Annotated in this window: 21 protein-coding genes; 13 read left to right on the top strand and 8 right to left on the bottom strand. The window is 58.5% G+C overall.

Annotated elements, in window-relative coordinates; translation table 11 throughout:
* Positions 1 to 59: 59 nt before the first annotated feature.
* The 7 genes from VRY85_RS02995 (at position 60) to glmS (ending at position 9,841) form a co-directional block, all read left to right on the top strand.
* Positions 60 to 899 carry a DUF4743 domain-containing protein gene (locus VRY85_RS02995; RefSeq protein ID WP_414597118.1) on the top strand — a complete coding sequence of 280 codons (840 nt, stop codon included), beginning with the start codon at positions 60 to 62 and terminating at the stop codon, positions 897 to 899.
* 44 nt (positions 900 to 943) lie between these two features.
* Entirely contained in the window at positions 944 to 1,828 is an 885-nt protein-coding gene (locus tag VRY85_RS02990; RefSeq protein WP_414597117.1) for a PhaM family polyhydroxyalkanoate granule multifunctional regulatory protein, read from the top strand.
* A gap of 41 nt (positions 1,829 to 1,869) precedes the next feature.
* Complete coding sequence (gene glmU, locus VRY85_RS02985) at positions 1,870 to 3,243, top strand: bifunctional UDP-N-acetylglucosamine diphosphorylase/glucosamine-1-phosphate N-acetyltransferase GlmU (RefSeq protein WP_414597116.1); 1,374 nt, start codon at positions 1,870 to 1,872, stop codon at positions 3,241 to 3,243.
* Positions 3,244 to 3,350: 107 nt separating this feature from the next.
* A complete protein-coding gene (locus tag VRY85_RS02980) occupies positions 3,351 to 4,754 on the top strand; it encodes an MFS transporter (protein WP_414597115.1) in 1,404 nt (467 codons plus the stop codon).
* An 11-nt stretch (positions 4,755 to 4,765) separates the two neighbouring features.
* Positions 4,766 to 5,827, top strand: coding sequence for a glycosyltransferase family 4 protein (locus VRY85_RS02975; RefSeq protein WP_414597114.1), 1,062 nt, complete (start codon positions 4,766 to 4,768; stop codon positions 5,825 to 5,827).
* A gap of 158 nt (positions 5,828 to 5,985) precedes the next feature.
* Complete coding sequence (locus VRY85_RS02970) at positions 5,986 to 7,881, top strand: methyl-accepting chemotaxis protein (protein WP_414597113.1); 1,896 nt, start codon at positions 5,986 to 5,988, stop codon at positions 7,879 to 7,881.
* Positions 7,882 to 8,011: 130 nt separating this feature from the next.
* Positions 8,012 to 9,841 carry a glutamine--fructose-6-phosphate transaminase (isomerizing) gene (gene glmS, locus VRY85_RS02965; RefSeq protein WP_414597112.1) on the top strand — a complete coding sequence of 610 codons (1,830 nt, stop codon included), beginning with the start codon at positions 8,012 to 8,014 and terminating at the stop codon, positions 9,839 to 9,841.
* A 6-nt stretch (positions 9,842 to 9,847) separates the two neighbouring features.
* On the opposite strand, the gene VRY85_RS02960 is transcribed toward glmS, so the two are convergent.
* The gene (locus VRY85_RS02960; RefSeq protein WP_414597111.1) at positions 9,848 to 11,845 is read right to left on the bottom strand and encodes an esterase/lipase family protein; all 1,998 of its coding nucleotides are present in this window, start codon (positions 11,843 to 11,845) and stop codon (positions 9,848 to 9,850) included.
* Complete coding sequence (locus VRY85_RS02955) at positions 11,838 to 12,896, bottom strand: DUF4105 domain-containing protein (protein WP_414597110.1); 1,059 nt, start codon at positions 12,894 to 12,896, stop codon at positions 11,838 to 11,840. Before VRY85_RS02955 ends, VRY85_RS02960 begins: the two co-directional genes overlap by 8 nt.
* Positions 12,897 to 13,220: 324 nt before the next feature.
* On the opposite strand from VRY85_RS02955, the gene VRY85_RS02950 reads away from it, so the two are divergent.
* Positions 13,221 to 14,198, top strand: coding sequence for an NADPH:quinone oxidoreductase family protein (locus VRY85_RS02950; protein ID WP_414597109.1), 978 nt, complete (start codon positions 13,221 to 13,223; stop codon positions 14,196 to 14,198).
* 66 nt (positions 14,199 to 14,264) lie between these two features.
* On the opposite strand, the gene VRY85_RS02945 is transcribed toward VRY85_RS02950, so the two are convergent.
* The gene (locus VRY85_RS02945; RefSeq protein ID WP_414597108.1) at positions 14,265 to 14,669 is read right to left on the bottom strand and encodes a PaaI family thioesterase; all 405 of its coding nucleotides are present in this window, start codon (positions 14,667 to 14,669) and stop codon (positions 14,265 to 14,267) included.
* 196 nt (positions 14,670 to 14,865) lie between these two features.
* On the opposite strand from VRY85_RS02945, the gene VRY85_RS02940 reads away from it, so the two are divergent.
* Positions 14,866 to 16,284: an aspartate ammonia-lyase gene (locus tag VRY85_RS02940; protein WP_414597107.1), complete on the top strand. Its 1,419-nt coding sequence runs from the start codon at positions 14,866 to 14,868 to the stop codon at positions 16,282 to 16,284.
* 144 nt (positions 16,285 to 16,428) lie between these two features.
* Here VRY85_RS02940 and VRY85_RS02935 read toward each other — a convergent pair whose 3' ends face one another.
* Genes VRY85_RS02935 through VRY85_RS02915 form a run of 5 tightly spaced genes read right to left on the bottom strand, consistent with a single transcriptional unit; the run spans position 16,429 to position 21,880 of the window.
* Positions 16,429 to 17,610 (bottom strand): acetyl-CoA C-acyltransferase, encoded by a 1,182-nt coding sequence (locus VRY85_RS02935; RefSeq protein WP_414597246.1) that lies wholly within the window; start codon positions 17,608 to 17,610, stop codon positions 16,429 to 16,431.
* Between the two features lie 52 nt (positions 17,611 to 17,662).
* Positions 17,663 to 18,790: an acyl-CoA dehydrogenase family protein gene (locus VRY85_RS02930; RefSeq protein ID WP_414597106.1), complete on the bottom strand. Its 1,128-nt coding sequence runs from the start codon at positions 18,788 to 18,790 to the stop codon at positions 17,663 to 17,665.
* 13 nt (positions 18,791 to 18,803) lie between these two features.
* Entirely contained in the window at positions 18,804 to 19,988 is a 1,185-nt protein-coding gene (locus VRY85_RS02925; RefSeq protein ID WP_414597105.1) for an acyl-CoA dehydrogenase family protein, read from the bottom strand.
* Positions 19,989 to 20,011: 23 nt separating this feature from the next.
* Positions 20,012 to 20,875, bottom strand: coding sequence for an IclR family transcriptional regulator (locus tag VRY85_RS02920; protein ID WP_414597104.1), 864 nt, complete (start codon positions 20,873 to 20,875; stop codon positions 20,012 to 20,014).
* A gap of 15 nt (positions 20,876 to 20,890) precedes the next feature.
* Positions 20,891 to 21,880 (bottom strand): Bug family tripartite tricarboxylate transporter substrate binding protein, encoded by a 990-nt coding sequence (locus VRY85_RS02915; RefSeq protein WP_414597103.1) that lies wholly within the window; start codon positions 21,878 to 21,880, stop codon positions 20,891 to 20,893.
* Between the two features lie 265 nt (positions 21,881 to 22,145).
* On the opposite strand from VRY85_RS02915, the gene VRY85_RS02910 reads away from it, so the two are divergent.
* The 4 genes from VRY85_RS02910 (at position 22,146) to VRY85_RS02895 (ending at position 26,125) form a co-directional block, all read left to right on the top strand.
* The gene (locus tag VRY85_RS02910; RefSeq protein WP_414597102.1) at positions 22,146 to 22,940 is read left to right on the top strand and encodes an enoyl-CoA hydratase; all 795 of its coding nucleotides are present in this window, start codon (positions 22,146 to 22,148) and stop codon (positions 22,938 to 22,940) included.
* On the top strand, positions 22,940 to 24,064 hold the full coding sequence (locus VRY85_RS02905; protein ID WP_414597101.1) for a CaiB/BaiF CoA transferase family protein: 1,125 nt from the start codon (positions 22,940 to 22,942) through the stop codon (positions 24,062 to 24,064). The genes VRY85_RS02910 and VRY85_RS02905 overlap by 1 nt, the downstream gene beginning before the upstream one ends.
* A 41-nt stretch (positions 24,065 to 24,105) precedes the next feature.
* Positions 24,106 to 25,032, top strand: coding sequence for a LysR family transcriptional regulator (locus VRY85_RS02900; RefSeq protein ID WP_414597100.1), 927 nt, complete (start codon positions 24,106 to 24,108; stop codon positions 25,030 to 25,032).
* Between the two features lie 97 nt (positions 25,033 to 25,129).
* Positions 25,130 to 26,125, top strand: coding sequence for a Bug family tripartite tricarboxylate transporter substrate binding protein (locus VRY85_RS02895; RefSeq protein ID WP_414597099.1), 996 nt, complete (start codon positions 25,130 to 25,132; stop codon positions 26,123 to 26,125).
* Positions 26,126 to 26,211: the final 86 nt, after the last annotated feature.

Genomic DNA, 26,211 nt, shown 5'->3' with positions numbered 1-26,211 from the left:
CGCACACGGGTGTGTGGTTTGCGGGTCATTTTGCCTTCGCATTCCACTACAATGGCCCGATGAGTTTCTTCTCTTCATCCGCGCTTTCAAACGCTATTCTGGCTCGGCAGCAAACGCTTACGCCTTGCATACAGCATCTACCGCCCGCTGGGTCCCGGCCCTTGACGGTCGCCGGGCGCGTGGCCGGCTGGGTCACGCCCCGCGCTACCTCCGCTGTCGACGGCTTGGAAGGTGTGCACATCACCGACGAAGCCGTTCATATTGGCGCTGCACCGCAGCAGCGTCTGCCGCTGGGGGCGGTCATGGAGCGAGTGGCGCAAGTATTGCGCGATAACGGCTGCTTGCGCGGCTGGCGCGACGAACTGCTTGATGTCTACGGTGAAGGTCGTCGCCTGTGTGTGCTGGAACGTGCCGCCATGCGGCCTCTGGGCCTGCTTACCAAAGCCGTGCACCTAAACGCTTGGTCGCCGGATGGCCGTATGTGGCTGGCGCGTCGTTCTGATACCAAGGCCACTGACCCGGGCATGTGGGATACCCTGGTGGGAGGTCTGGCCACCTCAGGCGAACCGCTCGATCTTTCCCTCCAGCGCGAATGCGCGGAAGAAGCGGGGCTGAGCGCCAGCGATATTCGGGGCCGTTCCGCCTTGCGCGTTATTCTGCGCATGCACCGGCGTTTACCGGAAGGCTATCAAGTCGAAGATCTTTTGGTTAGCGATTGCGTGCTGGATGAAAGCGTGACACCGCAAAACCAGGACGGTGAAGTCAGCGAAATTCGCCTCGTCACCATCGAAGAGGCGTGGTCCATGGTGGAAGCCGGGGCGTTCACTCACGAAGCAGAAGCTTGTATTTTGGATAGCCTGGCCGCCCACATTCGGGAAAATGGCGGCCCCGACTCATAAACCCCTTACTTAAACAAACAGATACCCCCTTCCAGGAGACTCTGATGCAAAACAACCCCTTTGTGCTTCCAGGTTTCGGGCAGGCAGGCCCGGCGAGCCAGAACCCCATTCTGGCCAGTATGGAAATGATGCGTCAGGCCTGGGAAGGGCTGGCGTCTTCCGGCGGCCTGGATGCCGCGACAATGGGGCGCATAATGTCCGTCGAAGAAATGGACAAGCGCATCGCCGACCTGCGTGCCGTGGAAAACTGGCTGCGCATGAACCTTTCCATGCTGACCAGCACCATTCAAGGGCTGGAAGTGCAGCGTGCGACAGTCGCCACATTGAAATCGTTTGTCGATACCAGTGCTGCGTCGATGGCCGGTGGTAACGATGCGCCGCGTGCGGCATCCCCCCTGGATGAAGCGCTCAAAGCGTGGTCAAGCAAGAGCGACGATGAGCCCAAGGCGGCTCAGGCTGAGCCTGCGCAGCCACAAGCACAAGCGCAACCGGAAGCCGCTGCATCGTCAGACAAGGATCAGGCCCGCGCCGAACCGGAGAGCGGTTCGACCGCAGGGCAGTCGGGAGCGGCGGATCAAAACGACATCATGGCGGCTGCCGCGTCCGCGGCCCAAGGTTGGTGGGGCTTGTTGCAGCAGCAGTTCCAGACCTTGGCAGCCGCCACGGCAGCCAGCGCCGAAGGCGCCATGGCGGATCTGGCCGAGGCCGGCAAAGCGGCATCTGAAGCGGGGGCCGCCGTCGCTAAAGCCCAGCCTGCACGCAAAGCGCCCGCCAAGACAGCGGCGCGAAGCACGGCTGCTAAGAAAACAGTAGCCAAGAAGGCCGCAGCAAAAAAAGCCGCACCGGCCAAGTCAGTACCTGCCGCGAAGAAAGCAAGCAAGAAAACCGCTGCGAAAAAAACTACGTCAGCTCGTAACACAGCCGGCTGACTGCCACTTCTCGTCCCGTTACGTATTGGAAACTCTGTAACATGCTGAATATCGTCATCCTTGCTGCTGGCCTGGGTAAGCGCATGCAGTCCGACCTTCCCAAAGTCCTGCATCGCATTGCCGGCCAGCCCATGCTGGCCCATGTGCTGGGCAACGCACGTCAATTGCAGCCGGAGCGCATCGTGGTGGTGGCCGGTCATGGCGCCGAACGAGTGCAGGCGGCTTTTGCCGGTCAGGAAGACATCGTTTTTGCTTTGCAAAGTCCCCAGCACGGAACGGGGCATGCGGTGCAGCAAGCTTTGCCTTATCTGGTGGGGGGCGATAGCCCTGAACATGCCACGTTGGTGTTGTATGGCGACGTGCCACTGGTGCAAGCTGAGACTTTGCAGCGCTTGCTGCAAGTCCGTGGGGAAGGCCTGGCGCTATTGACTGAAAAAGTCGCTGACCCCGCAGGGTACGGCCGCATTGTGCGCACTGAGGCCGGCGATATTGCACGCATTGTCGAACACAAAGATGCGTCCGATTCCGAACTGGCTATTAACGAAGTGAATACCGGCATACTTGCCGCGCCAACCGCCCAACTGCGAGATTGGCTGGGGCGCATTACTAACGATAACGCCCAGGGCGAATACTATCTGACCGACATCGTCGCTTTGTCGGTGGCCGACGCCGTGCCCGTACGGGCGGCTCAGCCCTCTTCCGCCTGGGAAACGCTGGGCGTTAACAGCCGGGTGCAACAAGCTGAACTGGAACGCGCATGGCAGCGTGAACAGGCCCGTCGCCAGTTGGAGGCGGGCGTCACTCTGGCCGACCCGGAGCGCTTTGATATGCGCGGCGAGCTCATTTGTGGCCGCGACGTTTTCATCGACGTAGGCTGCGTGTTCGAAGGGCGGGTCGAGCTGGCGGATGGCGTGCACGTCGGCCCACACTGCGTGCTGCGCAATGCCGTGGTGGGAGCCGGCACCCGCATCGAAGCCTACACCCACATTGATGACGCCTCGGTTGCCGCCAGCGCTGTTCTGGGGCCGTACGCCCGCTTGCGGCCTGGTGCGCAGATCGGCCCTGAGGCGCATGTTGGCAACTTTGTCGAAATCAAGAAAAGCGTCTTGGGCGCAGGTTCCAAGGCAAATCATTTGGCCTATATTGGCGATGCGCTGATTGGCGAACGGGTCAATGTTGGCGCCGGCACCATCACGTGTAATTATGATGGGGTGAACAAGCATCGCACGATTATTGAAGACGATGTCTTCATCGGTTCAGATACTCAATTGGTGGCGCCTGTTACGGTAGGCAAAGGTGCGACGCTGGCTGCCGGTACAACATTGACGCGCGATGCGCCTGCGGGGAAACTGACGTTATCCCGTGCACAGCAAACTACCGTTGAGAACTGGCAACGGCCGCAAAAGAAAGTCTGAATCCGCTGTGACTGAGGTGTGTAGAAACAGCTGAACAGGCCGTACACGTTACTGGCCTGTCGCTGTGGTTGTCGGGGCTAAGTTATTGGGTGTAAGAAGGGGTAGGGGTGGTAAGAAAAGCCCAGAAACATCGGGATAAATCGGAAGCTGACACATCGGCCTCCGACGGCTTGCCCGTACCCCGTCGCCATTGGTCGGCGGCCGTTCTTTTGCTGGGCATCACCATCACGGTGTTCGACTCCAGCATGTCGAATGTGGCCCTGCCCGCTATTTCCAACTCGCTCGGCATCCCTGCCAGTCAGTCTGTGTGGGTGGTGCTGGCCTACAGCCTTACAGTAGTGGGGTGTTTACTGCCGTTGTCAGCGCTGGCGGAACGCATCGGCTTCCGGCTGATGTTCGGGCTGGGCCTGGTTGTGTTTCTGGCTGCTTCGGTCTCGGCGGCGCTATCTTCCAGCATGACGCATCTCGTGATTTCCAGGGTGGGTCAGGGCTTGGGTTCCGCCATGCTGATGTGCTTGTTCGGCGGCATATTGCGTAATACCTACCCGCTCGCCAAGTTGAGTGTGGGCATTAGTCTCAATGCCTTTACGGTGGGCATTATGGCGGTGCTGGGGCCTACCTTGGGCGCTATGTTGCTGCAGTGGTTTTCCTGGCAAGCCATCTTCTTGGTGAATGTTCCGCTGGGGCTGGTGGCTTATATGGGCTTGCATTTCCTGCCGGATATCCCGCGCCGCAGGGGCCCTTTCGACTGGACTGCCTGCGCCTTGAGCGCCGTGTTGTTTGCCTTAGCGCTTTACGGGCTGGAAACCCTGGGTCGCGATGCGGTACAGGCCACATTGTGTTTGCTGGTGGCGGCCCTGATCGCTTGGGGGTTGGTACGGCGCTCGTGGGGGCAGGCCGCACCGATTGTGCCGGTTGATCTGTTGCGTATTCGCTCCATCGGTTATTCGGTGGCGGCCTCGGCGTTTTTCTTTGCCGCGCAGATGGCGGCATTTGTCTCCTTACCCTTCTACTTCAAGGCGGTTTATGAAGCCTCGTATGCCCAGGTCGGCTTGTATCTGGCTGCGTGGGCCGTTGGCGGAGCGCTGATGGCGCCTGTTTCCGCCTATATGTCGGCGCGTTTCCCAGTGGCTATCCTTTGTGCTCTGGGCTCCGTTGTCATGATTTTTGGCCTGGGCGGGGTGATATTGGCCGGCGGCGAAAACGTGGTGGCTTGGTTGCTAATATGCATGTTTTTCGCCGGGGTGGGCTTCGGGTTCTTCCAAACGCCTAATAACCGGGCCATGCTGGGCGGCATACCGCGCCATCGCAGCGGCGCGGCGGGCGGAATGCAGGCCACCACGCGCGTGTTCGGGCAAGGCATGGGCACGGCGTTCGTCGGCGTGGCCTTCCAGCTTGGCAGTGCTCACGGCCCGGTGGCCGGTGTCAGTGTGGCGATAGGCTGCGCCGCGATAGCACTAGCGGTGAATGTCATACGTCACTTTGACCCCACCCCCGACGCCCGTTTCTGAGTAACGACTCCATGCGTATTTTGCAACTGAATTTTGAACGCGGCTGGCGTGGCGGTGAACGCCAGACGCTGTTGACCCTGCGCCAACACATGCTGGCGGGCCATCAGGTAGAACTCTTGGCGCGCAAAGGCGGCGAGCTGGCAAGGCGAGCTGCCGAGTTGGATATCCTGGTGCATGAATGTGAAAGCATCAGCGCTGTGTGCCGCTTTCTGCTGTCACGCCGCCGCCAATACGATGTCATGCATGCACAAACAGCCAATATGATGAGCTGGCTGGCATTCTTGCGCCCTTGGTTAAAAACCCGAATTGTGTTCACGCGGCGCACGGCATTTCCCCTGCGCAAGCACGAGTCGCGCAATGCTTGGAAGTGGCGCCAAGCCGATGTGCTGGTGGCCATCAGCGACGCGGCGGCGGCCGAACCACGCCGCCTGGGCCTGGACGTCGTTGTCATTCCCAGCGCAGTGGAAGCGCGTCCGCTGAATTCCGCACATCTGCAAACCTTTGCGCGCCAGCATCAGCTTGAAGGAAAGCGCGTGCTAGCCACAGCAGCAGCACTGACTGAAGAGAAAGATCCTCTGACGCTGATCGATGCCGTGCATGCGCTGGCGCTTGAGCGCCAGGATTTCGTTTTCCTGCATCTAGGCGCAGGCGGAAGTCAGGAGGAAGCCGCTCGACAGCGTGTGCGTGAGCTGGGGCTGGAATCGGTCTACTGCTTTGCCGGCTTTCAGGAGGGCGTAGAGAACCTGTACCGGCTGATGGATGTCTTTGTGCTGTCGTCGCGCTACGAAGCATTGGGCAGCAGCGTGCTGGACGCCTTTCTGTATGGCGTACCCGTTGTGGCCACCAATGCGGGGGGCTTGGCGGAAGTGCTGGCTGACGGGCGGGGCTTGAGCAGCGATGTGGGAGACCCTGCCAGCCTGGCCGCCAACATGGCACGGGTGTTGGATGACCCCGTCCTAAGGGCAACCATGATTGAGCGAGCCGCAAGCTATGTGGCGCGCGAGCACGACCCTGTTGTGATGGCAAGCCGGTATCTTGCGCTTTACCAAGGCCGCCAGGGGCTGGAGGCTTGAAAACCAGCTTGGCGCAGCCGGCCCAACAGATGAGTTGCTTGGATACTTACCGCTTGTTCCTTCATTATCAATTCCATACAAAAGGTTAGAATGTTCCGGGATTGCTGGAAACCCTTTTCTGGGATCCTTCTTCTGCTTACTCGACGGAATTGTTAATAATGAATTGGTTTTCCCGTCTTACGATACGAACCAAGCTCACCTTGAGCTTTATTCTCGTAGCCATCATCGCCGGCATCATCGGGGTTGTTAGTCTGACTTCCATCCAGCGCATTCACGGCATGGCTGCGCACATGCATGATTTTGAACTTCAAGGCCTTTATCAGGTCGGCAGGGCCGATGCTGAATTGCGTGCCACGGGTCGTGCTTTGAGAGGGGCCATGATGGCGCCTGCAGGTGCGGAGCGTGATGCAGAAGTCAGGCTTATGCAGCAGCACTTCCGCAATTTGCAAACCATCACTCGTGATCTCGGGCAGTATTTTGTGTCTGAATTGGGTCAGCAGCGCCATAGAACCCTGCAAGAACGGATAAATGAATACGAGGCGGCCAACAACAAAGTGCTGGCTCAGCTCAACCAGAACTATTTCGGCTCTGATACCAAGGCCCGTCAAATACTCGCCACCGAAGCACGTCCCAAGGGGAATGCTGCCGAAGAAATCATGGTGCAGATGCTTGATCAAAAGCGCGCCAATGCTCAGGCCTTTGAAGACCAAATTGACGGCGTGCGCGACGCGACGGCTCTTGTCGCATTGGTGCTGACTTTGGCGGGTGTAGTGGTGGCGTTATTGCTGGGTGTGTTGATTGCACGCTCTATTTCTCGTCAGTTGGGGGGCGAACCCTCAGAAGTGGCGGCCATGGCAGCCGTGATTGCGCAAGGCGATCTTACGACTCATATCAACATCGATAACGTCGCCCCGAACAGCGTGATGGCCAACATGGCCGCTATGCAGAATGCACTGCGGCGATTGGTGAGTTCCGTAATCAGCAGCAGCGACAACATCGCCAGCGGCGCCAGCCAAATCGCAGCGGGTAACACGGATCTTTCTCAACGTACGGAAGAACAAGCAGCCAACCTGACGCAAACCGCGTCGGCTATGGAAGAGCTGGCGGGTACGGTGAAAAACAACGCCGACGTCGCCCGTCAGGCGGCACAGCGTGCGATGGCCGCCAGTCGCTCTGCTGAAGATGGCGGCGAAGTGGTCAACAATGTGGTTCAGACCATGGCCGGCATTAATGAGTCCTCCAAACGGATTGTGGACATCATTACCGTCATTGACTCCATCGCCTTCCAGACGAACATCCTGGCTCTGAACGCGGCTGTTGAAGCGGCGCGCGCCGGGGAGCAAGGGCGTGGGTTTGCAGTGGTGGCCGGTGAAGTCCGCAGCTTGGCGCAGAAGTCTGCCGCCGCCGCCAAGGACATCAAGGAACTCATCGACGACAGCGTCGAGAAAGTCGAAAACGGCAGCAAGCTGGTGGATGTGGCCGGCGAAACCATGGCTGGCATTGTGTCCGATGTGAAGCAGGTCACCGATCTCATCAGTGAAATCAGTGCCGCCACATCTGAACAGACTTCCGGCATTTCTCAGGTGAACGACGCTGTACTCCAGTTGAGCGACGTCACCCAACAGAATGCAGCCTTGGTTGAGCAAAGTGCCGCAGCGTCCGACAGCCTGAACGACCAGGCTCAAAGGCTGCTGGAACTGGTGCGCGTCTTCAAGGTCGATAGCAGCGCGTCCTCGTCACAGCGTCAGGCTTCTCAGGTTATTTCTGTCCCGCCTGCCACAATCGAAGACGGGGTGCCCCGAGCCAGCCGTTCGGCCTCCGCCCACACGCGCAGCAGCCAAAATGGTGCGGGTACCCGTGGGGCTGCTGCACCTCGCAGCGAGGCCCCCAAAGCGGCACGCAAACCCGCAGCGCCGTCAGCAACACCGGCTTTGGGCCGTAAGCCCGCCCTGGGCGCAGCCGCAGCGGCCGGGCCCGCCACGGTGACAGCCTCCGATGGCTCCTCAACCTACGGTCCGGGCACTTCCAAGGAAGATGATTGGGAAGAGTTCTAAGCTCAAGGCAGGGCCGCTGAACCTTTGGCCCTGGCAAGAAAGCGTGCGCACATTCTGCGCACGCTTTTTTTTTACAAATAGCCGCGGTCGGCCGGTTTATGATTGGCGGGCACTTCATGGAGATATTGGTATGTGTGGAATCGTCGGCGCAGTGGGGCAACAGGACATGACGCCCATCCTTCTGGAAGGGCTCAAAAGGCTGGAATACCGGGGGTATGACTCCTGCGGAATCGCCGTGCATGCAGAGGGCGTGCTCAAGCGGGCGCGCAGCACGCAGCGGGTGGCGGAACTCGTCAAGCAGCTGGAAGCGGAAGGCATGGAAGGCCGGACGGGGATTGCCCACACTCGCTGGGCCACCCATGGCGCGCCTGCCACCCATAACGCTCACCCGCATTTTTCCGGCAAGGGCGGCGAATCCCGCATCGCTCTGGTGCATAACGGCATTATTGAAAACCACGACGAATTACGCGCTGAACTGAGCCGTGTCGGTTATGTGTTCGAAAGCCAGACGGATACGGAAGTCATCGCGCATTTGGTCGATCATCTCTACGAGGGCGACCTCTTTGCTGCTCTGCAAGCCGCCGTTGTGCGCCTACAGGGTGCATACGCCATCGCCGTTTTCTGCCGCGACGAACCGCACCGCATCGTAGGGGCCCGCCAAGGTTCACCCTTGGTCGTGGGCCTGGGGGAAGGTGAGAATTTCCTGGCCTCGGATGCTCTGGCGCTGGCGGGCACAACAGACCAGATCATCTACCTAGAAGATGGCGATGTGGCCGACTTGCATCTGACACATGTCGAGATCGTCGATGCTCAAGGGCAGCCGGTACAGCGTGAAGTCCATACCGTGCATCTGCATACCGCCGCCGCAGATCTCGGCCCCTACTGCCACTACATGCAGAAGGAAATCTTCGAGCAACCCCGTGCGGTTGCCGACACCCTGCAGGATATTGAAAGTATTTCGCCCGAACTGTTTGGCGAAGGCGCACAAGCCATTTTCCAAGAAATTGACCGCGTGTTGATTCTGGCTTGCGGCACCAGCTACTACGCCGGCCTCACCGCCCGCTACTGGATTGAAGCAATCGCCAAGTTGCCCGTCGATGTGGAAATCGCCAGCGAATACCGTTACCGCGAAAGCGTGCCCAACCCCCGCACGCTGGTCGTAACGATTTCGCAGTCGGGCGAAACCGCTGACACCCTGGCCGCGCTCAAACATGCCCGCAGTCTGGGTATGGAGCATTCCCTGACCATCTGCAATGTGGCCACCAGCGCCATGGTGCGCGAATGCAAGCTGCAATACATCACCCGCGCAGGCGTTGAGATAGGCGTGGCTTCCACTAAAGCGTTTACCACGCAGCTGACGGCGTTGTGCCTGCTGACCCTGGCGCTGGCTCAGGTTAAAGGGCGGATCACAACCGCAGCGGAAGAAAAACTGCTCAAGGATTTACGCCACCTGCCCGTGGCCATTGGCGCAGTGCTGGCGCTGGAGCCACAGATCATCAGCTGGGCCGAACGCTTCGCCGGCAAGGAACACGCCTTGTTTCTCGGCCGCGGCATGCATTACCCAATTGCCTTGGAAGGCGCGCTTAAGCTCAAGGAAATCAGCTACATCCATGCTGAAGCCTACCCGGCAGGCGAACTCAAGCATGGCCCCCTGGCATTGGTAACCGAGGCCATGCCGGTCGTCACCATTGCCCCCAACGACGAGCTTCTGGAAAAACTTAAATCCAATATGCAGGAAGTTCGCGCCCGAGGCGGCCAGCTTTACGTATTTGCCGACAGCGACACCCGCATCGCCAGCGGCGACGGCATGCATGTCATTCGCATGCCCGAGAACTACGGCAAGCTCTCACCCATTCTTCACACCATCCCCTTGCAGCTGCTGGCCTATCACACAGCGGTGGCACGGGGGACGGATGTGGATAAACCCCGGAATCTGGCTAAGAGTGTGACGGTGGAGTGAGGGGGGTTACTTTAGCGCTTCAGCCGCGTCGCCGGTTGAGTAGTCTTTAATGTCTTCGTGCAGGATGCGCCGCAGCTCCAGAATAGCTGCCGCGGTTTCTTGCACGCTGTGGCCTGAAGTGATGATTTTCTCTGAGTCGGCACCTGCAAGGTGGGCACTGCGGTAGGGTACCAGGCCGTCATCCGTCGTTATTAGCTCACCGTTCTCGGACACTCTTGCAATGATGGAGTGATAGCGTACCTTAGGTGATATCGGCAGATCGGCCGCTGCGCGTATGAAAGGGTCGTCCTGTCGGAGGTTGTCCACGCTGTTTGGTATGTGAGGGGCTGTTCGTCCAGCGTGGGTGCCGGCATGTGCGTCCTGCAGAATGTCGCCTAGGTGTTCAAGTAGCCTGACAGGCAAACGCACCATGCCGGCCAGCCAACGACCCAAGCGTCCGCCGGCGATCTCGGTTCCGCGGTGAGGCGCTGCAATGAAGATTGCGCGTTCAATTTGTGGCATGGGCTCGAAAACGAGAGGCGGTTTCAAACGAGTCTCGATTCGCTGGCGGCGCCGTTCGGGCAGGTCCGCACCTTCGAGCAGTGATTCCAACAGTTGGTCTGTCGACGAGGAAACCATGAGTCGTGATATCACGCCGCCCATGCTGTGACCGATTACTACCATGCCTCGTGATGCGTTCTGCTCGGCGGATGGGTCGAAGTGCGTCAGAGCCGAATCAATGGCACGGCGGATTTCGTAGTGACTGAACGCGATAGGCATATTGGTGGGGTAGTAGACCTGCCATACTTGGAAATTCTGTCGTAGTTCCTCGTCGCCCATCACTTCGTTCGCAACGTTTACCCAGGCTTCTGGGCTGCTGGCCAAGCCATGGATCATGAGGAGGATTCGGCGGTTGGGGTCGTACGGTTGCATCAAGTACAGATGAGGGCGCTCTATGCCGTGTTCGCGGCCCAGCAGTGTGCGTAAAGATTGTGTGCTGAAATCAGATCGAACCAACCAGAGGCCGTACCCGGCGGTGAAATGGGCGGCGAGCGGAACGCGTTGGCCTTGTATGGACACCGCGTCATATTCGTAGGGGTCATAAGCGGCCAAGGTCACCGTGCGCGTGGTGAGCACTTCCCCCAGCGTGTCGCCTTGGAAGAGCAACAGCGCAGTGATGGCGGGGTAAGGCATTTCACTCCACGCTGTCGACTGCGTCGGGTAATACCGGTGTCGCGGCCCGGGGCCGGACGTTTTCAGTGGCGCATTTTCGGGTGGCGGTTCACTCATGACCGCCACCAACTCAGCGCCGAACCCGTCCCGACGGTATTGGCTGCGCAGGCCGCTGAAAGACAGAGACGATGCGGGTATCAGTTCGCTTAGCGGGCCTAAGTCGGTGGGCAGGCGAATTGCGGATAAATCTGGCTGAATAGTCCAGCCTGCGATCACCGTATTCTGAACGGCTTGTGAGTGGTGACTGCGTCGTTTGCGCTGCATGAACAGATGACTTGCCACCTGTTGTACCGCTACGTTGTAGTAGTCCCGTACTTGTGTTTGCCGATCCTCAAAAGCCCGGTCACGCGGATCACGTTCTGTAAAGAACAGATAGGCATACGCATGTCGAGCGGCTTCCAGCCACGCCTGCAAGCGGCTGTCGTCTGATGAATCAGCTTTGGAAGATAAAGCGCGTTGGGTCCAGAGTTCGGCCAGTGCAGACAGGCGCCGTTCATCGCTGATACCTGCAGTCTCATCCAGCGTGTAGAGGCATTCGGGTGTAGCCGTGTTCAGCTTTGCGCACACGCCCTGGTCCAGCCCTGCAACGGTGACGGTCTCCTGTGTTGCGGCGCTCGGTTGTCCGGTTGTGAAAATGTCGCCCCGCTTAAGGGTGATGTATTCTTTGGGCTCAATTTCCCGGACTCCCACTGCCGCGTCGAATGATCTGAGCACTGAGCATCCGCTGAGCAACCCCAAGGCCAAAAGCACGATAACGGCAGAACGGACAAAACGTGATCGAGGTTCAGTCATGGTCGCTGTCCCTGACTGCTTGTGGCACTCCCTCGCGGATCGCTTGCGAGAAATTGATACCCGTGGCGTCAGCCTTCTGAGCACGCGCATTGATGTGTCCAAGTGTTTGCAGACGCTGATACTCATAGCCTTGGACGAGCGCATTGCGATCATAGGCATATTCTGCAAAATGCCCGGATAGCAGCAACCGATAATCCAGAGGCAGCCCTGGAGCGATCTGCTTGGCTAGGTCGTAGATGACAGTTGTGCAGTTGCTTGTCAGTGTGTTGTAGAAGGTCGGCTCTTGTCTCAGTACCTCGGCCTCTTTCAGGTAGGCAAGAAACAGTGTACGGAGCTCTGGCGGAGGTATGCGTAAGTTGTATAAGAAGACATCCTCGCCGCGTGCATTGCTACGAGTCCGTATGATGTCGCGTTCCTCGGCAGCAATGATGACTTGCTCAAACTTGCGGAAGAATCCGCCAACGGCTGAGAACGACTCATGGCGTTCCTTGCGGATCTCCAGGGAAAAGACCAGTCGCTGCCCGTCGCTGAACCCGAATGACACCAGGGTGTGGGCGATGTGCGGCCCCATCCAGTAAGACAGGACGAGGTCGGCCGACTCCAGCTGATCCAGGCGATATTTTCGCGTTATCCAGCGAGGCGTGTAGTCGGTCTCACTACGCCATTCGAAGTTGCGTACGTTGCGTAACGTCACGTTGTTGCCGTCGATCTCCGATTCCAGCATGTGCGCGACATCATCGGCCCAATCACGGTGATGAGACGGCTTAATGGTGAACCACCATGCCAACATAAAAATGGCAGCGAGGCCGAAGGCCGCCCCACAGCCTCGGGTATGACTACCGCACAGAATCGCGACGACGAGGGCGCCGCCTGTGGTGATCCACACCATAAGCGCAAGAAAGAGGACGGCTGGCTGTGCTACCTGAAAATGCAGGGCGAAGGCGCCCCACACGATAAAAGCCAACACAGGCAACGCAACCAGAACTCGACCAAGCCGCCTGAGCCGGCAATGGCTTTGCTCTCGCTGCGGCATCTTTGGAAAGCGTGACATTAGGTGATTTTATTCCCGCTCTTCTGGTTCCAGCATTACGCGGTAAGCGCGCAGTTCCATTTGGTCGAGCCTATGTATAGGGGTGTTGGAAATCAGGTACTTGGTTATCCCGGTGTGGCCAAAGCACTTTCCTGGTTTTATCCTGGCTGGCAGCGAGCCAATAGGTAACCGCTTGCTCCGCAGTATAGACATTGGTGATCTGGCCTACTGTGCTCAGGTGATAATGAAGGCACGTACATGAGGATAAGGCTGGTGATGGCATCAAACTTTTGCACTGCCTTCAGCCTTTTTCCGCATCAACCAAAGTGGATATAGGAGTCAGTGTTGAAAGCATTACTTTGCAAACAATTGGGTGGCCCTGAATTGCTGAGCCTGGAGGAAGTGGCGCCGCTGCAGCCAGGGCCCGGCCAGATTGTGGTCTCGGTCAAGGCGGCTGGTGTGAATTTTCCCGATACGCTCATTATTCAAGGGAAATATCAGATGAAGCCCGATCTGCCGTTCAGCCCCGGAGGCGAAGTGGCTGGTACCGTTGCGCGGGTGGGTGAAGGAGTGACGCAATTCGAGGTGGGGCAGCGGGTGGTGGCGCCCATTGGCTACGGTGGTTTTGCGCAAGAAGCCATTGCCGATGCGAGCCGTGCCCTGCCACTGCCTGACGGCATGAGCTTTGAAGAGGCATCGGCCTTTGTGCTGACTTACGGCACGTCTTACTACGCACTGAAGAATCGTGCCGAACTAAAAAAGGGCGAGACCTTACTGATTCTCGGTGCTGCCGGCGGCGTTGGCCTGGCAGCCATCCAGATTGCCAAGGCCATGGGGGCGGTGGTGATTGCTGCCGCGTCTTCCGAGGAAAAGCGCCAGTTGTGCTTGCGTGAAGGGGCGGATCACGTGGTGGACTACACCCAAGACGATTTCCGCGATCAGCTTAAAGAACTGACCGGCGGGAAAGGTGTGGATGTGATCTACGACCCGGTGGGGGGCAGTGCTTCAGAACCCGCTTTCCGCAGCATCGCCTGGAAGGGGCGTTTTCTGGTGGTGGGGTTTGCGGCTGGGGATATCCCGCGTATTCCGCTCAACCTGCCTTTATTAAAGGGCGCGTCGATTGTGGGCGTATTCTGGGGGGCGTTTGGCCGCACGGAACCGGAAGCTGACGCCCAGAACATGAAAGAGCTGTTCGAGCTCTACGCCGAGGGCAAGGTCAAGCCGGTGATTTGCGCTACCTACCCCCTGGAGCGTGCGCCGGAGGCGCTGGAGTTCGTTGCAGGCCGCCAGGCGTTGGGCAAGGTGGTGATTACGGTTGATTGATGGGGACGTACGGGCGAGAGGGCCCGCACACCGACGCGTGTCAGGGGCGGGCTGTCTTTCAGAGCTTTAGCCCTGTACAGCAAATACCCCGCTCGCCTTGACCAGGGTTTTTTCCTGATTATGCACGGTGCAGCTTGCGTAGATCAGCCTTCTGCCGCGCTTATCAATCTTTACATGGGCCTCGATCCAATCACCCATCTTGGTCGCATTCATGTAGTCCAGCGACAGGTTGACGGTGACGACTGCGGTCTGGCATTCCTGGGCTAGGTAGTTTCCGAAAACGGAATCGACCAGCGTGGCCAGCAGGCCGCCGTGGGCAACGCTGTGGACATTGCCATGCCCTTTGTCGATGCGCAGGCCGAAGGCGGAACCTGATTCATTCCTGTAGATTTGCCCCACCTGAATCAGATGCTGCATGAATAAACTGGTGGGGTTCCATACTTCAAACCCGGCTGGGATATCGCTTGTCATGGGCTACGGTTCCTGTCTCTGTACGGCTTTTGTTGCGCTGCATTATAAGGCGGGGTTTAAGGCGAGGCGGGGGTCCTTCGCAGCTGCCGCCGTTGTTCCAGAACGTATTTTTTTTGCATCTGCGCCGTCAGTATGAGACAGTCCTAGGAGATTTATTTAAAATTGTCAATTTTTCCCATCTTCTAGGTCCACCTGTATGACTATAGCCGCAACCCGCCAGGAGTCTGACTTCCTTGGAGTCAAAGACATTCCTTCAGAAGCTTATTGGGGTGTCCACACGGCACGCGCACTTGAAAACTTCCCGATTTCTGGAAACCCGATTTCCGCAATGCCTGAGCTGGTGTGGGCCCTGGCTCAGGTGAAGAAGGCGGCAGCGACCGCCAACCTTCAACTGGGCGTGCTGCCCAAGGAAAAAGTCGACGCGATCAACGCTGCCTGTGACGACATCATCGCCGGCCAGCTGCACGACCAGTTCGTGGTCGATGTGATTCAGGGTGGGGCGGGCACGTCCAGCAACATGAATGCGAACGAGGTCATTGCCAACCGCGCGCTGGAACATTTGGGCAATCAGCGCGGCGAATACGCCAAGCTGCACCCGAACGACGACGTCAATGCATCGCAGAGTACTAACGATGTCTATCCCACCGCACTGCGCCTGGCTATCTGGAGCAGCCTTGAGCATTTGCTAGAGTCGATGGCTGCGCTGAGGCAGTCGTTTGATGCCAAGGCGGAAGAATTCAGCACCATTCTCAAGATTGGCCGCACTCAATTGCAGGATGCCGTGCCCATGACCTTGGGGCAGGAATTCAAAACGTTCGCCATCATGCTTGGCGAAGATGAGGAGCGCCTTCAAGAGGCGCGTGCGCTGCTGACCGACGTGAACCTGGGTGCGACGGCGATTGGTACAGGGATTAACGCGCCTGTGGGTTACAGCGAAGTCGTGACGCCTTTGCTGGCCGGCTTCAGCGGCGTGCCTGTTACGCCTGCACCCTATTTGATCGAGGCCACCCAAGATACCGGCGATTTCGTGCAGCTTTCCGGCGTGCTCAAGCGCACCGCGTGCAAGCTGTCGAAAGTCGCTAATGACTTGCGCCTGTTGTCTTCCGGCCCCCAGGCCGGGCTGAGCGATATTCTGCTGCCGGCTGTCCAGGCAGGCTCTTCCATCATGCCGGGCAAGGTGAACCCGGTGATTCCTGAAGTGGTGAGCCAAGTCGCTTTCGAGGTGATTGGTAACGACATCACCATCACCATGGCGTCGGAAGGCGGTCAGCTGCAGCTGAACGCGTTTGAACCCATTATGGGCTGGGCGCTGTACAAGAGCATCAAACACCTGACGCAGGCCTGCAAGACCATGCGGGTGAACTGCGTGGACGGTATTCAGCCTAACCACGAAGGCCTGAAGGCCCGGGTGAGCCAATCCGTTACGCCCGTCACGGCTCTGAGCCCCATCATCGGCTACGAGAAAGCCGCATTGCTGGCCAAGACAGCGCTGAAGAACGGCACCAATCTGGCTGAAACGGCAGAACAACTCGGCATTATGAGCGCGGCCGACATGATGGCGCTGCTGGTCCCAGAAAACCTGACGCGCCCCGTGCGTCTGGCTAAGGCGAAGTAGAGCGAATAAGCGTTGCCTGTGCTCCTGGGAACACACCGCAACGGTAAAAACAAAATGCCGCCCCGAGAACAAAGGGGCGGCATTTTTATTGTGTGGTGCACAGGCGCCCCGTTTACGAGGGGCGGGGGGCGCAGCGAGTGCGGGTTAATACACTCGGAACAGGCCGGCGGCTCCCATGCCGCCCCCAACGCACATGGTGACGACGGCCCATTTCGCCTTGCGTCGTTGGCCTTCCAGCAACACGTGCCCCGCAAGCCTTGCGCCTGTGACGCCGAAAGGGTGTCCCAGTGCGATAGAGCCGCCATTCACGTTGAGGCGCTCCATGGGAATGCCCAGCTTACGCTGACAGTACAGCGCTTGAGAAGCGAAGGCTTCGTTCAGTTCCCAAAGGTCGATATCCTCGATTTTGAGGTTATGCCTTTCCAGCAGGCGAGGCACGGCGTAAACGGGGCCGATGCCCATTTCGTCCGGCGCACAACCCGCGACGGCCATCCCCACAAATGCGCCCAGCGGTTCCAGGTTGGCACGTTCCGCTTCACGAGCGTCCATGAGCACACAGGCCGACGCGCCGTCAGCGAGTTGGGAGGCGTTGCCGGCGGTAACGAATTGGTCTGCCCCCATGACGGGTTTCAGTCCGGCCAAGCCCTCGGCAGTCGTTGAGGGGCGGTTGCAATTGTCCATGCTGACGACCACATCTTCCAGGCGCGATTCGCCGGTGGCCTTGTCAGTGATTTTCATGGTTGTGTGCACCGGAATGATTTCATCGGCGTAACGGCCTTCCTGTTGCGCTGCGGCAGTGAGTTGCTGGCTGCGCAAAGCGAAAGCATCTTGATCTTCACGGCTGATGTTGTAGCGCCGTGCCACAATGTCAGCGGTTTCGATCATCGGTAGATAGAGCTCGGGAATTTCGCGTTTGAGCCAATCGTCAATGCCGCTGACGCCGTCATCCCGGGTGCGCAGCAAAGAGCAGCTTTCCACACCACCGGCCACCACGACCTTGGATTGACCCATCACCACCCTGGCGGCTGCATCAGCCACTGCCTGCAGGCCGGAAGCGCAGAAACGGTTGACCGTCGCCCCGGCAACACTTTGCGGCAGCCCAGCGCGTAGGGCGGCTTGCCGGGCAACGTTGCGCCCTGTTGTGCCTTCCGGGTAGCCGCAGCCCAGGACGACGTCTTCAATCGCTGCGTGATCAACGCCGGCACGTTCCACGGCAGCTTTAATAGCATGGGAAGCCAGGGTGGGGCCCTGGGTAATATTGAGTTCTCCTCGCCCGGCTTTGGTTAACGGGGTTCGGGCGGTAGAAACAATGACGGCTTCTCGAATCATGGGAGAGTCCTTGCGATAGATATGAAGTAGATACAGAGAGTTTTATTGGTCAGGCCTCAACGGGCTCGGGGGCCTCTTCGGCGACCAATAACGTCAAGTGGTCATCCTGAGAGCCAAAGTTGTTATCGCAGCACAGCAGTTTTCGATAGTAATGGCCGATCGGGTATTCATACGCCATACCCATGCCGCCATGCAGCTGTATGGCCTCGCCGCCGACATGGCGTGCGCTTCGCCCAACAATCAATTTCGCGAGGCTGAGGTCCCGGCACGCGTGGGCATCGCCGGCAGCCGCAGCGTCGGCCTGCAGGGCGGCCAACAGTGTCATGGAACGTGCGCGTTCGACGGCAATCAGCATATCGACGTAGCGGTGTTGCAGCACTTGCTGCATGGCCAGGGGTTTTCCAAACTGGCTGCGTTCATGCAGGTAGTCGCGGCAAATGTCGAGGGCCTTTTCCATTGCGCCTAGCGCTTCCGCGCAGCTCGCCGCCAGGCCACGATAGACCGCACGGAGCAATTGCGTTTCAGCCGTCGAGCCTGTAGCCAGGCATGCCGTCGCCGTGACGTCTTCAAATACCAGGTCTGCGCAGTGGCTTCCATCGGCAAGCCGGGTGCCGGTGCGGCTCAAACCGCCGGCGTTCCCGTCTACCAGCAACAAGACGACACCCTCATCGTGGCGTGCCGATACCACCAACCAATCCGCCTCAGCGCCATTGTCCACCATGGTTTTGTGCCCCGAAATGCGCCAGGACTGACCCTCATTCACGGCACGGCTTGTGAGGTTCAAAGGGGCGAAGCCGCTGTTGTTTTCCGCCCAGGCCAGCGCCAAGCTTGCCTGGCCTGCCAGGGTGGCTTGCAAAGCCTGGGCTGCGGCGGGGGTGCCGGCCAGTAGTGGGGCTGCGAGGATGGCGGTGGGCAGCAGCGGCTCTACGTTCAAGACGGCGCCCGCGCCTTCCATCACTAACATGGCTTCTTGCGGCCCCAGGCCCAAACCGCCGTCGCTTTCGGGGACGTTCAGCCCCAGCCAGCCCAGTTCGCTCATCGCTTGCCAGGCTGCTGCATCTGGGCGCTTCTGGCTTTTAAGGCGTTCAAGGTGCTGGTCGAAGGTGTAGGTATTGGAAAAATAGTCGAACACGCTTTCGCGGATCATCTCTTGTTCGTCGGAAAGAGTCAGATTCATGGCATGTCCTTGTTTATTTCTGAAAACGGCTTTTTGCGATCACGTTTTTCTGGATCTCCGAGCTACCGCCATAAATCGTGGCCACCCGGTTGAACAGATGGTCGCCGAGTAGCCCGTGTGCGGTGGTGTCTCCGATAGGCGATTGGCTATGACGCCCGGTGTAAACAACGCCATAGCGGCCCGCCAGGTCGACCAGCAGTTCGGTCAGGGTCTGGCAGATTTCCGAGCCTTCAATCTTCAGCATGGAAGAATCTGCGATGTCGAAGCCTGCGCCGGGGCGGTAAGCCGAGAGGGCGCGCAGCTCCGTCAGTTCCAACGCACGCAAGCGGGCTCCAACTTCAGCCAAACGTTGGCGGTACAGCGGGTTGTCGATGGGGCGGGAGCCATCCTTGTGCGGGTGGGAAGCCAGGCGCTGGGCACGCGCCAGCTGCATGCGGGAGCGCCCCACCCGGGCAATCATGGCCCGTTCATGCCCCAGCAAGAACTTGGCATAGTTCCAACCCTTTCCTTCCTCGCCCACCAAGTTGGATTTCGGAACGCGCACATCGTTGAAAAAGACCTCGCAAATGCTGGCGCCTTCGTCAATCGTGCTGACCGGGCGCACCTCAATGCCAGGGCTTTTCATATCCAGCAGCAGAAAGGAGATGCCTTGCTGAGGCTTGCCTGTATCAGAGGTGCGGGCCAGACAGAACATCATGTCGGCAAAGCGGCCGTGAGTCGTCCAGGCTTTCTGGCCGTTCAGAAGGTAGTGGTCGCCGCAATCGACCGCCCGAGTGCGCAGTGAGGCGAGGTCGGAGCCTGCATTCGGCTCAGAAAAGCCTTGGCACCACCAGGTGTCGGAATTCAGAATGGAAGGCAGATATTCTTTTTTCTGTTGTTCGGAACCGAATGTGTAGATGACCGGCCCGACCATGGAAATCCCAAAAGGAATGGTTTCCGGGGCACATTGCAAGGCCAGCTCATGCAGAAAGAGGCGCTGCTTGGTCAGGCTCCAGCCCGTGCCGCCGTATTCCTTGGGCCAGGCGGGGGCGATCCAGCCACGGCGGTACAAGTGCTTTTGCCAGTCCACATATTCTTGCTTTTCAAGTTTTTCACCGTACAACACCTTGCGGCGTACGGTTTCTGGCAGATGTTCTTGTGCGAAGGCGCGAACTTCCAGGCGGAATTCGCGTTCTTCCTGTGTGATATCAAGATCCATGGTGATGTTTACGCTTTAGAAATTCAGATGAGCTGAATGGGCAAGTTGGTGTTGATGTGTATGGGCACATCAGGCAGGAACTCGGCAGCTACATCATTAATGGTCTGGGGGATGTCGGGCAGCCGGTCGCTGACCTCCTGCTGTGTACCGGCCAGGGCCAAGGCCATGAGGCCCGCGTGTTTGCTGGCTTTCGAGTCAGGAATGAGCGCAAAAGAAAATGACGCCCGGTTGGCGCTTTGCAAGCGGTGCGAATAGACGAAGCCGGTTTGCCGCGCCGTATCCACGATGTCCAGCACGTGTCTCAGGGTGGTGACAGAGTCCGGATGTTCGGCGCGAGCCAGGCACATATTGGCAATGGCGCACACCTCTTTGTCAGGAAGCTGAGCCAAGAGGGCGTACCCCATGCCTGTGTCGATCAAAGGTCGGACCACACCGATGGGAACCTGGCTCTTGCGGTCGGTGGCTGCGTATAGCACGTGGGCGTACTGAACGTAACGCCCGCTACGCTGGCCCAGGATGACGGTCAGGCTCAGCTTTTCTTCCAATGCGCGCATCGCCAGGCGGAGGTTGCTGCGTGGCAGAACCATGTCATGCACCCACCCGCCCAGCATATTGAGCCGCAGACTGGGCACGTAGGTGCCCGTGTCCGGGTTGTGGCTTAAGTAGCCCATCTGCGTCAATGTCTTCACCAGCATCCACGAACTGGATTGCGGGTAATCGCTCGCCCGCACAATCTCCGCCAGGGTGACCGGCCGCCCTAGCTGCTCCATGAGTTCGAGAAGCTCCAGCACGCGCTGGGCGGATTTGACTGAGCGAGTACCCAGATCCCGTGTCCGATCTTTGATGGATGGGTCGGGTAATTCAAGACTGCGAGCGGAACGAGACATAATGGCACTAGGGGTTTAATCGGTGCGGATATCAGCCTTGTCTGCCAAGTCCGCCCACAGTTGCAAGTCACGGTGGTAGAACTCTGTAAAGAATTCAGAATTACTGCCCACCGGGTCCAGGTTCATTCCGGTTAATTTGGAATTCACCTCTGGGGTCGCGATGGCATCAGCGACTTCCTTAGCCATGGTCTGCACAATCGCGTCGGGCACACCTTTGGCGGCGAACAGGCCGAACCACGCGCCCAGGTTGAAGCCGGAATAGCCCAATTCTTGCATAGTGGGAATGTCGGGCAGCGAAGCCATGCGTTTTTCACCCGTCACGGCCAAGGCCCGCACACGGTCTGATTCCAGGTGGGGCAATGCCGAGCCGATGTCGGGAAACGCGAAGCTGACCACACCGCCAAGCAGATCAACCATCATCGGCGCTGCGCCTTTGTAGGGAACGTGTTGTGCGTCCGTATTGGTCACTTCGTTGAACTGTGCGCCCAGGAAGTGACCCGTTGAGCCGTTCCCATACGAGCCATAGCTGTACTTCTCGGGGTCGGCCTTAAGGGCGGAAACCAGGCTGTCGACGGAGTCTGCGTCGATGTTGCTGCGGCTGCTCATGAGCACGTTGGTGGATCGCGCAACCAAAGACACGGGGATAAAGTCGGCCTTCGGGTCGTAGGGCAGCTTGGTCGATGTCGTGGCCGGCAGTTGCGACATGGTGGTAAAGCCCAGCAGGAATGTGTAACCGTCAGCCGGCGCACTCAATAGCGCATTGCTTCCAATCACCCCCGAGCCGCCCGGGCGATTCTCCACAATAATGGATTGCTTGAGGGATTCGCCAACGTGTTGGGCGAGAAGCCTGGCGACGGTATCGGCGCCACCGCCTGCCGAGCTGGGAACGATGAAGCGAATCGGTGCGGTCGGCCAGTCGGGTGTGTTGGCCGAAACAGGGAACGCGGATGAAACGGCGAGCGTTGCTGCGAGAGCGATAAATGTTCTGCGTGTAAATAAAGACACGTCTGTCTCCTGAAAAACAAGGTTTTTTATCCAAGGGGTGGGGAAGTGCTGCTCCGCCAATCGAGGCTGCTGAAGCCTGCCCGTATCGATTCATCATAAGGACGATGATGTTCTCATTCCATCACATATGTGAATTCTTAATACCGCAATTTTTCTGTTGATTAATTCCGTTAAGGAATCAATTTATGAAAACTAATCGTTTGTTGTTGTGGGAATGACGGCCTACCATCGGGGCATCATTTGAAAAAATTCACAGGAGTTTCTGATGTCAGAGTCCATTCCTTCGTTCGCCCATGCATTGGTGACTCGCGATGAGCGGGGCGTTTATACCTTGCAGATTCATGATGCCAAAAGCTTGAACATCCTGGCCTCCACGGTGACGCTGAGTTTGATTGAAGCGATCCACTGGATTTCTGCGCAAGACGATGCAAGGGCGGTCGTGATTCGTGGCACGGGTGAACGGGCGTTTATCGGTGGCGCCAATATTTACGAAATGGCCGAGCTGGATCCCCAAGGCGCACGAGAATTCATTACGCGTTTGCGGGACCTCTGCGACGCCGTCGCCGCGATCCCCGTCCCGACCATCGCGCGGATCCCTGGTTTCTGTCTCGGGGCAGGTATGGAGCTGGCGGCGGCTTGCGATGTACGGCTGGGCTCCGAGGATGCCGTGTTTGGTATGCCGGAAGTGCGGGTGGGCATCCCTTCCGTGATTCATGCATTGCTGCTACCCAGCCAGATCGGGCCGGGAGCGACAAATTGGTTGTTGCTGACCGGCGAAACCATCGATGCCGAGCAAGCCTTGCGTTGGGGCGTTTTGCAGTTCACCTGCAAGGTGGGGGAGCTCGATGCGTTGGTCGAGCGCACCATCGAGCCGATCGTGGCCAGCGGCCCGCGCGCGGTTCGGTCGCAAAAGGCGCTGATGCGTTATTGGAGCGAGTCGTCGATTGAAGCCGGTCTGGACCGCAGCGTAGCCGCTTTCGGGGAAGCCTTCACCACAGACGAGCCCCGCCGCTATATGGCGCCTTTTGTAGAGCGTAAAAAGAACAAGGGGGCGCAGTAATGGCAGGCCCATTGCAGGGGGTTCGTGTCGTCGATATGACATCGGTCGGCATGGGGCCGTATGCGACGCAAATTCTGGGAGACATGGGGGCTGAAATCCTTAAAGTCGAAGCACCGGAAGGCGATGTGTTTCGCACCACGGCGCCTGCGGCCAGCCCTGGGATGGGCCCTGCTTATCTCAATCTGAATCGCAACAAACGTAGCGTAACGCTGGATGCCAAACAGCCGGAGGACAGGGAAAAACTTCTGCAGCTCATCGACGAGGCCGATGTGTTCGTGTCGAATGTTCGGCCTGCCGCTTTAAAACGTCTGGGCCTCGACCCTGTGACTTTGTGCGAGCGCAGCCCGCGCCTGATTCACTGCTCGGCGGTAGGGTTTGGCCAAGACGGCCCTTATGCGGGTAACCCGGCTTTCGACGACATCATTCAGGCTTTGAGTGGATTGGCCGATTTACAAGGCCGCAATCAGGGCGGGCCAGCGTATGTGAACACTATTGTGGCGGATAAAGTGGCAGGGTTGAGCTTGACCTCAGCTATTTCCATGGCGCTCTACGAGCGCGAGCGTTCCGGCTTGGGGCAGTCAATCGAAGTGCCCATGTTCGAAACCCTGGTGGCTTTTACCTTGATCGAGCACTTGAGCGGCCACACTTACGTGCCGCCTCTGGGGCCAATGGGCTACAGCCGCGTGCTCTCACCGCAGCGGCGGCCGTACCGTACAAGCGACGGTTATATTGCGCTATTGCCGTATACCGATGCGCAATGGCAGCGTTTCTTCACTTTGGCGGGGCGCGACGATCTTGCCGCCGATCCCCGTTACGTAAGCGCCGTGTCGCGTGCACAGAATTTCGACGCGCTCTACCAGGATCTGGCCGATATCGTTGTGGAATTCAGCACCGAGCGTTGGTTATCCATGCTTGCAGAAGCCGATATTCCGCATTCCCGGGTGAATACATTGGAAGACTTGTTTGAGGACCCACACCTTAAACAGACCGGTTTCTTTCAGCAGATGGAGCATCCCACCGAGGGCACGGTAGTGGTACCCTCGATTCCGCTGCGTTTTTCGCGCACACCCGGAGAGATCCGCAATCTGGCGCCGCGCCAGAATGCCGACCACGACTTGATTTAGTCCGGCCTTGCCGTGTCAAGGCTGGGGGCACAGCCTTGACCATGAACATCACTCTTAAACAATTACGTGTGTTCTGCGCGCTATATGAGCTGCGTAGTTTCACTGCGGCTGCGCGCGCCACATTCATCACCCAATCGGCGGTGAGCAAATTATGCGCGGAGCTGGAGGCCGAAGTGGGCCAGCCGTTGTTCGAGCGCTCTACTCGTAGCGTCACCCCCTGCGACGGCGCCGCAGATTTCTATGCTTACGCTCAGGAAATTCTGGGAACCGTGCGTGCGGCGGAGCGCAGCATGCAAGGGTTGCGCTCGTTGGAAAGGGGCCGGGTGGGGGTGGCGACTTCGCCCATGATGATGGTGGGGCTGTTGGGTGAGGTCGTAGCCGATTACCACCTCGCATACCCCAGCGTACAACTCGACCTGTTTGAGTTGAACACAGACGAAACGCTTGAATCGGTGCGTCATGGGCACGCGGATTTAGGGATTGTCTCCACCGAGCCACCGCAGGAGGCGCTGGCCATGCGCAAGATTTACCGCGATACCATGCATGTGGTGTGTGCAGAAAATCATCCCCTGGTGCAGCGTGAATCCGTGACCTGGAAAGATGTGGCGGCCTGCGATCACATCATGCTGCGTAATGTCTACAGTGTGCGTCGCAGCCTCGATAAAGTGGCGGAAAAAATGAACCTGCAACTCCGCTGCCGGGTGGAGGTCGGAATGCTGGTCTCGGCGCTGCGGCTGGTTGGCCTCGGTCTGGGCGTCACCGTAGTACCCGGTTATGTATGTGGGCTCGCCCGACAGCTAGGCTTACGTGTGCTGGATATCGAAGGGGCCCGCAACCATGGGCATGAGCTCTGGTTGATTCAGCGACACAATGCGCGCCTTTCGTTGGCCGCTGCCGAGTTTCTGGACAGAATGGAAGCCTATCTGCACAAGCGGCAAAGCCGTGAGATTGATCTGAAAATGGAATGAGTCTATGAAAATTAGTCGCTTGTTGTAATAAGCGCAACAGGGGATCATACACGCTGTGTATGAAGACAGGCCGCAAGGCCCTTAATGGAGACGAGTTATGTTTCAGCCCCTAGATCATTTTTTGCGTCGATTGTTTACTGCTGGGGGGAGTGCGGCCGCTGTGGCGTTGTCTATGGCGACATTCGCCGGCCCCGCCCACGCTGAAGACAGCTATCCGAATCAACCGATCACCATCGTAGTGCCCTATTCGCCCGGCAGTGCCTCGGACACCACCGCCCGCATCATTTCGGAGAAACTGAGCCCGCGTCTGGATGCGCCGGTCGTGATTGAAAACAAACCAGGCGCTTCGGGCACGATTGGGGCCGCGTCTGTCGGTCGAGCCAAGCCCGATGGGTACACCCTGGTGCTGACGAGCAGCTCAACCCATTCGGCCACACCGGCATTGTTCCGTAAGTTGCCCTTCGATCCCACCGCAGACTTCAAACATGTAATTCGTGCGGTCACGATTCCCATGATGCTGGTCGTCCGTGCAGACTCGCCTTACCAAACGGCGGAAGCGTTAATCAAAGCCTCCCAAAGCGAGCCTTTGAACTACGCTTACGGTTCGTCCACCAGCCAGATTGCCGGCGCCACGTTCAACAAGATTTCGGGCGCTGATGCCAACGGCGTGCCGTACAAGAGCCAACCACAGGCAGTCACCGACTTGCTGGGCGGGCATGTGGATTACTTATTTGCCGACTTGTCTGTCATTACACAGCTTATCCAGAATAAACAGCTGCGAGCACTGGCGTTTACCGATCAAGAGCGCTCCTCCGTGTTTCCTGATGTCCCCACCATGCAGGAGCTGGGCTATAAGTTCGACCTCGTTGTGTGGGTGGGCTTGGCAGCGCCGGCGGGTACGCCCGATGCTGTGGTTGAGCGCTTGAACACAGAAATTACCGAGGTTCTGAAAGACCCGACGGTGGCTGAGCGCTTCCAGTCTCTGGGTATGAAGCTGGCCCCCAACACGGTGGCAGAACACCAAGAGTTTACGTTGCAACAGCGTGATGTCTGGACGCAACGCGCCGTCGATGCCGGCATCGAGGCGCAGTAGATTCACCGCAGTCTGATTTTTTCGTCAGTAAGGCGCACACAGCGCCTTCCGCTCACTCCTTGGCCCGCACGTTTGTGCGGGTTTTT

Origin of the sequence: Achromobacter sp. F4_2707, from assembly GCF_047501535.1 — a bacterium.
Lineage (GTDB): Bacteria > Pseudomonadota > Gammaproteobacteria > Burkholderiales > Burkholderiaceae_B > Yanghanlia.
The sequence above is the reverse complement of the archived record's forward strand: the minus strand, read 5'-3'. Positions and strand labels throughout refer to the sequence as shown.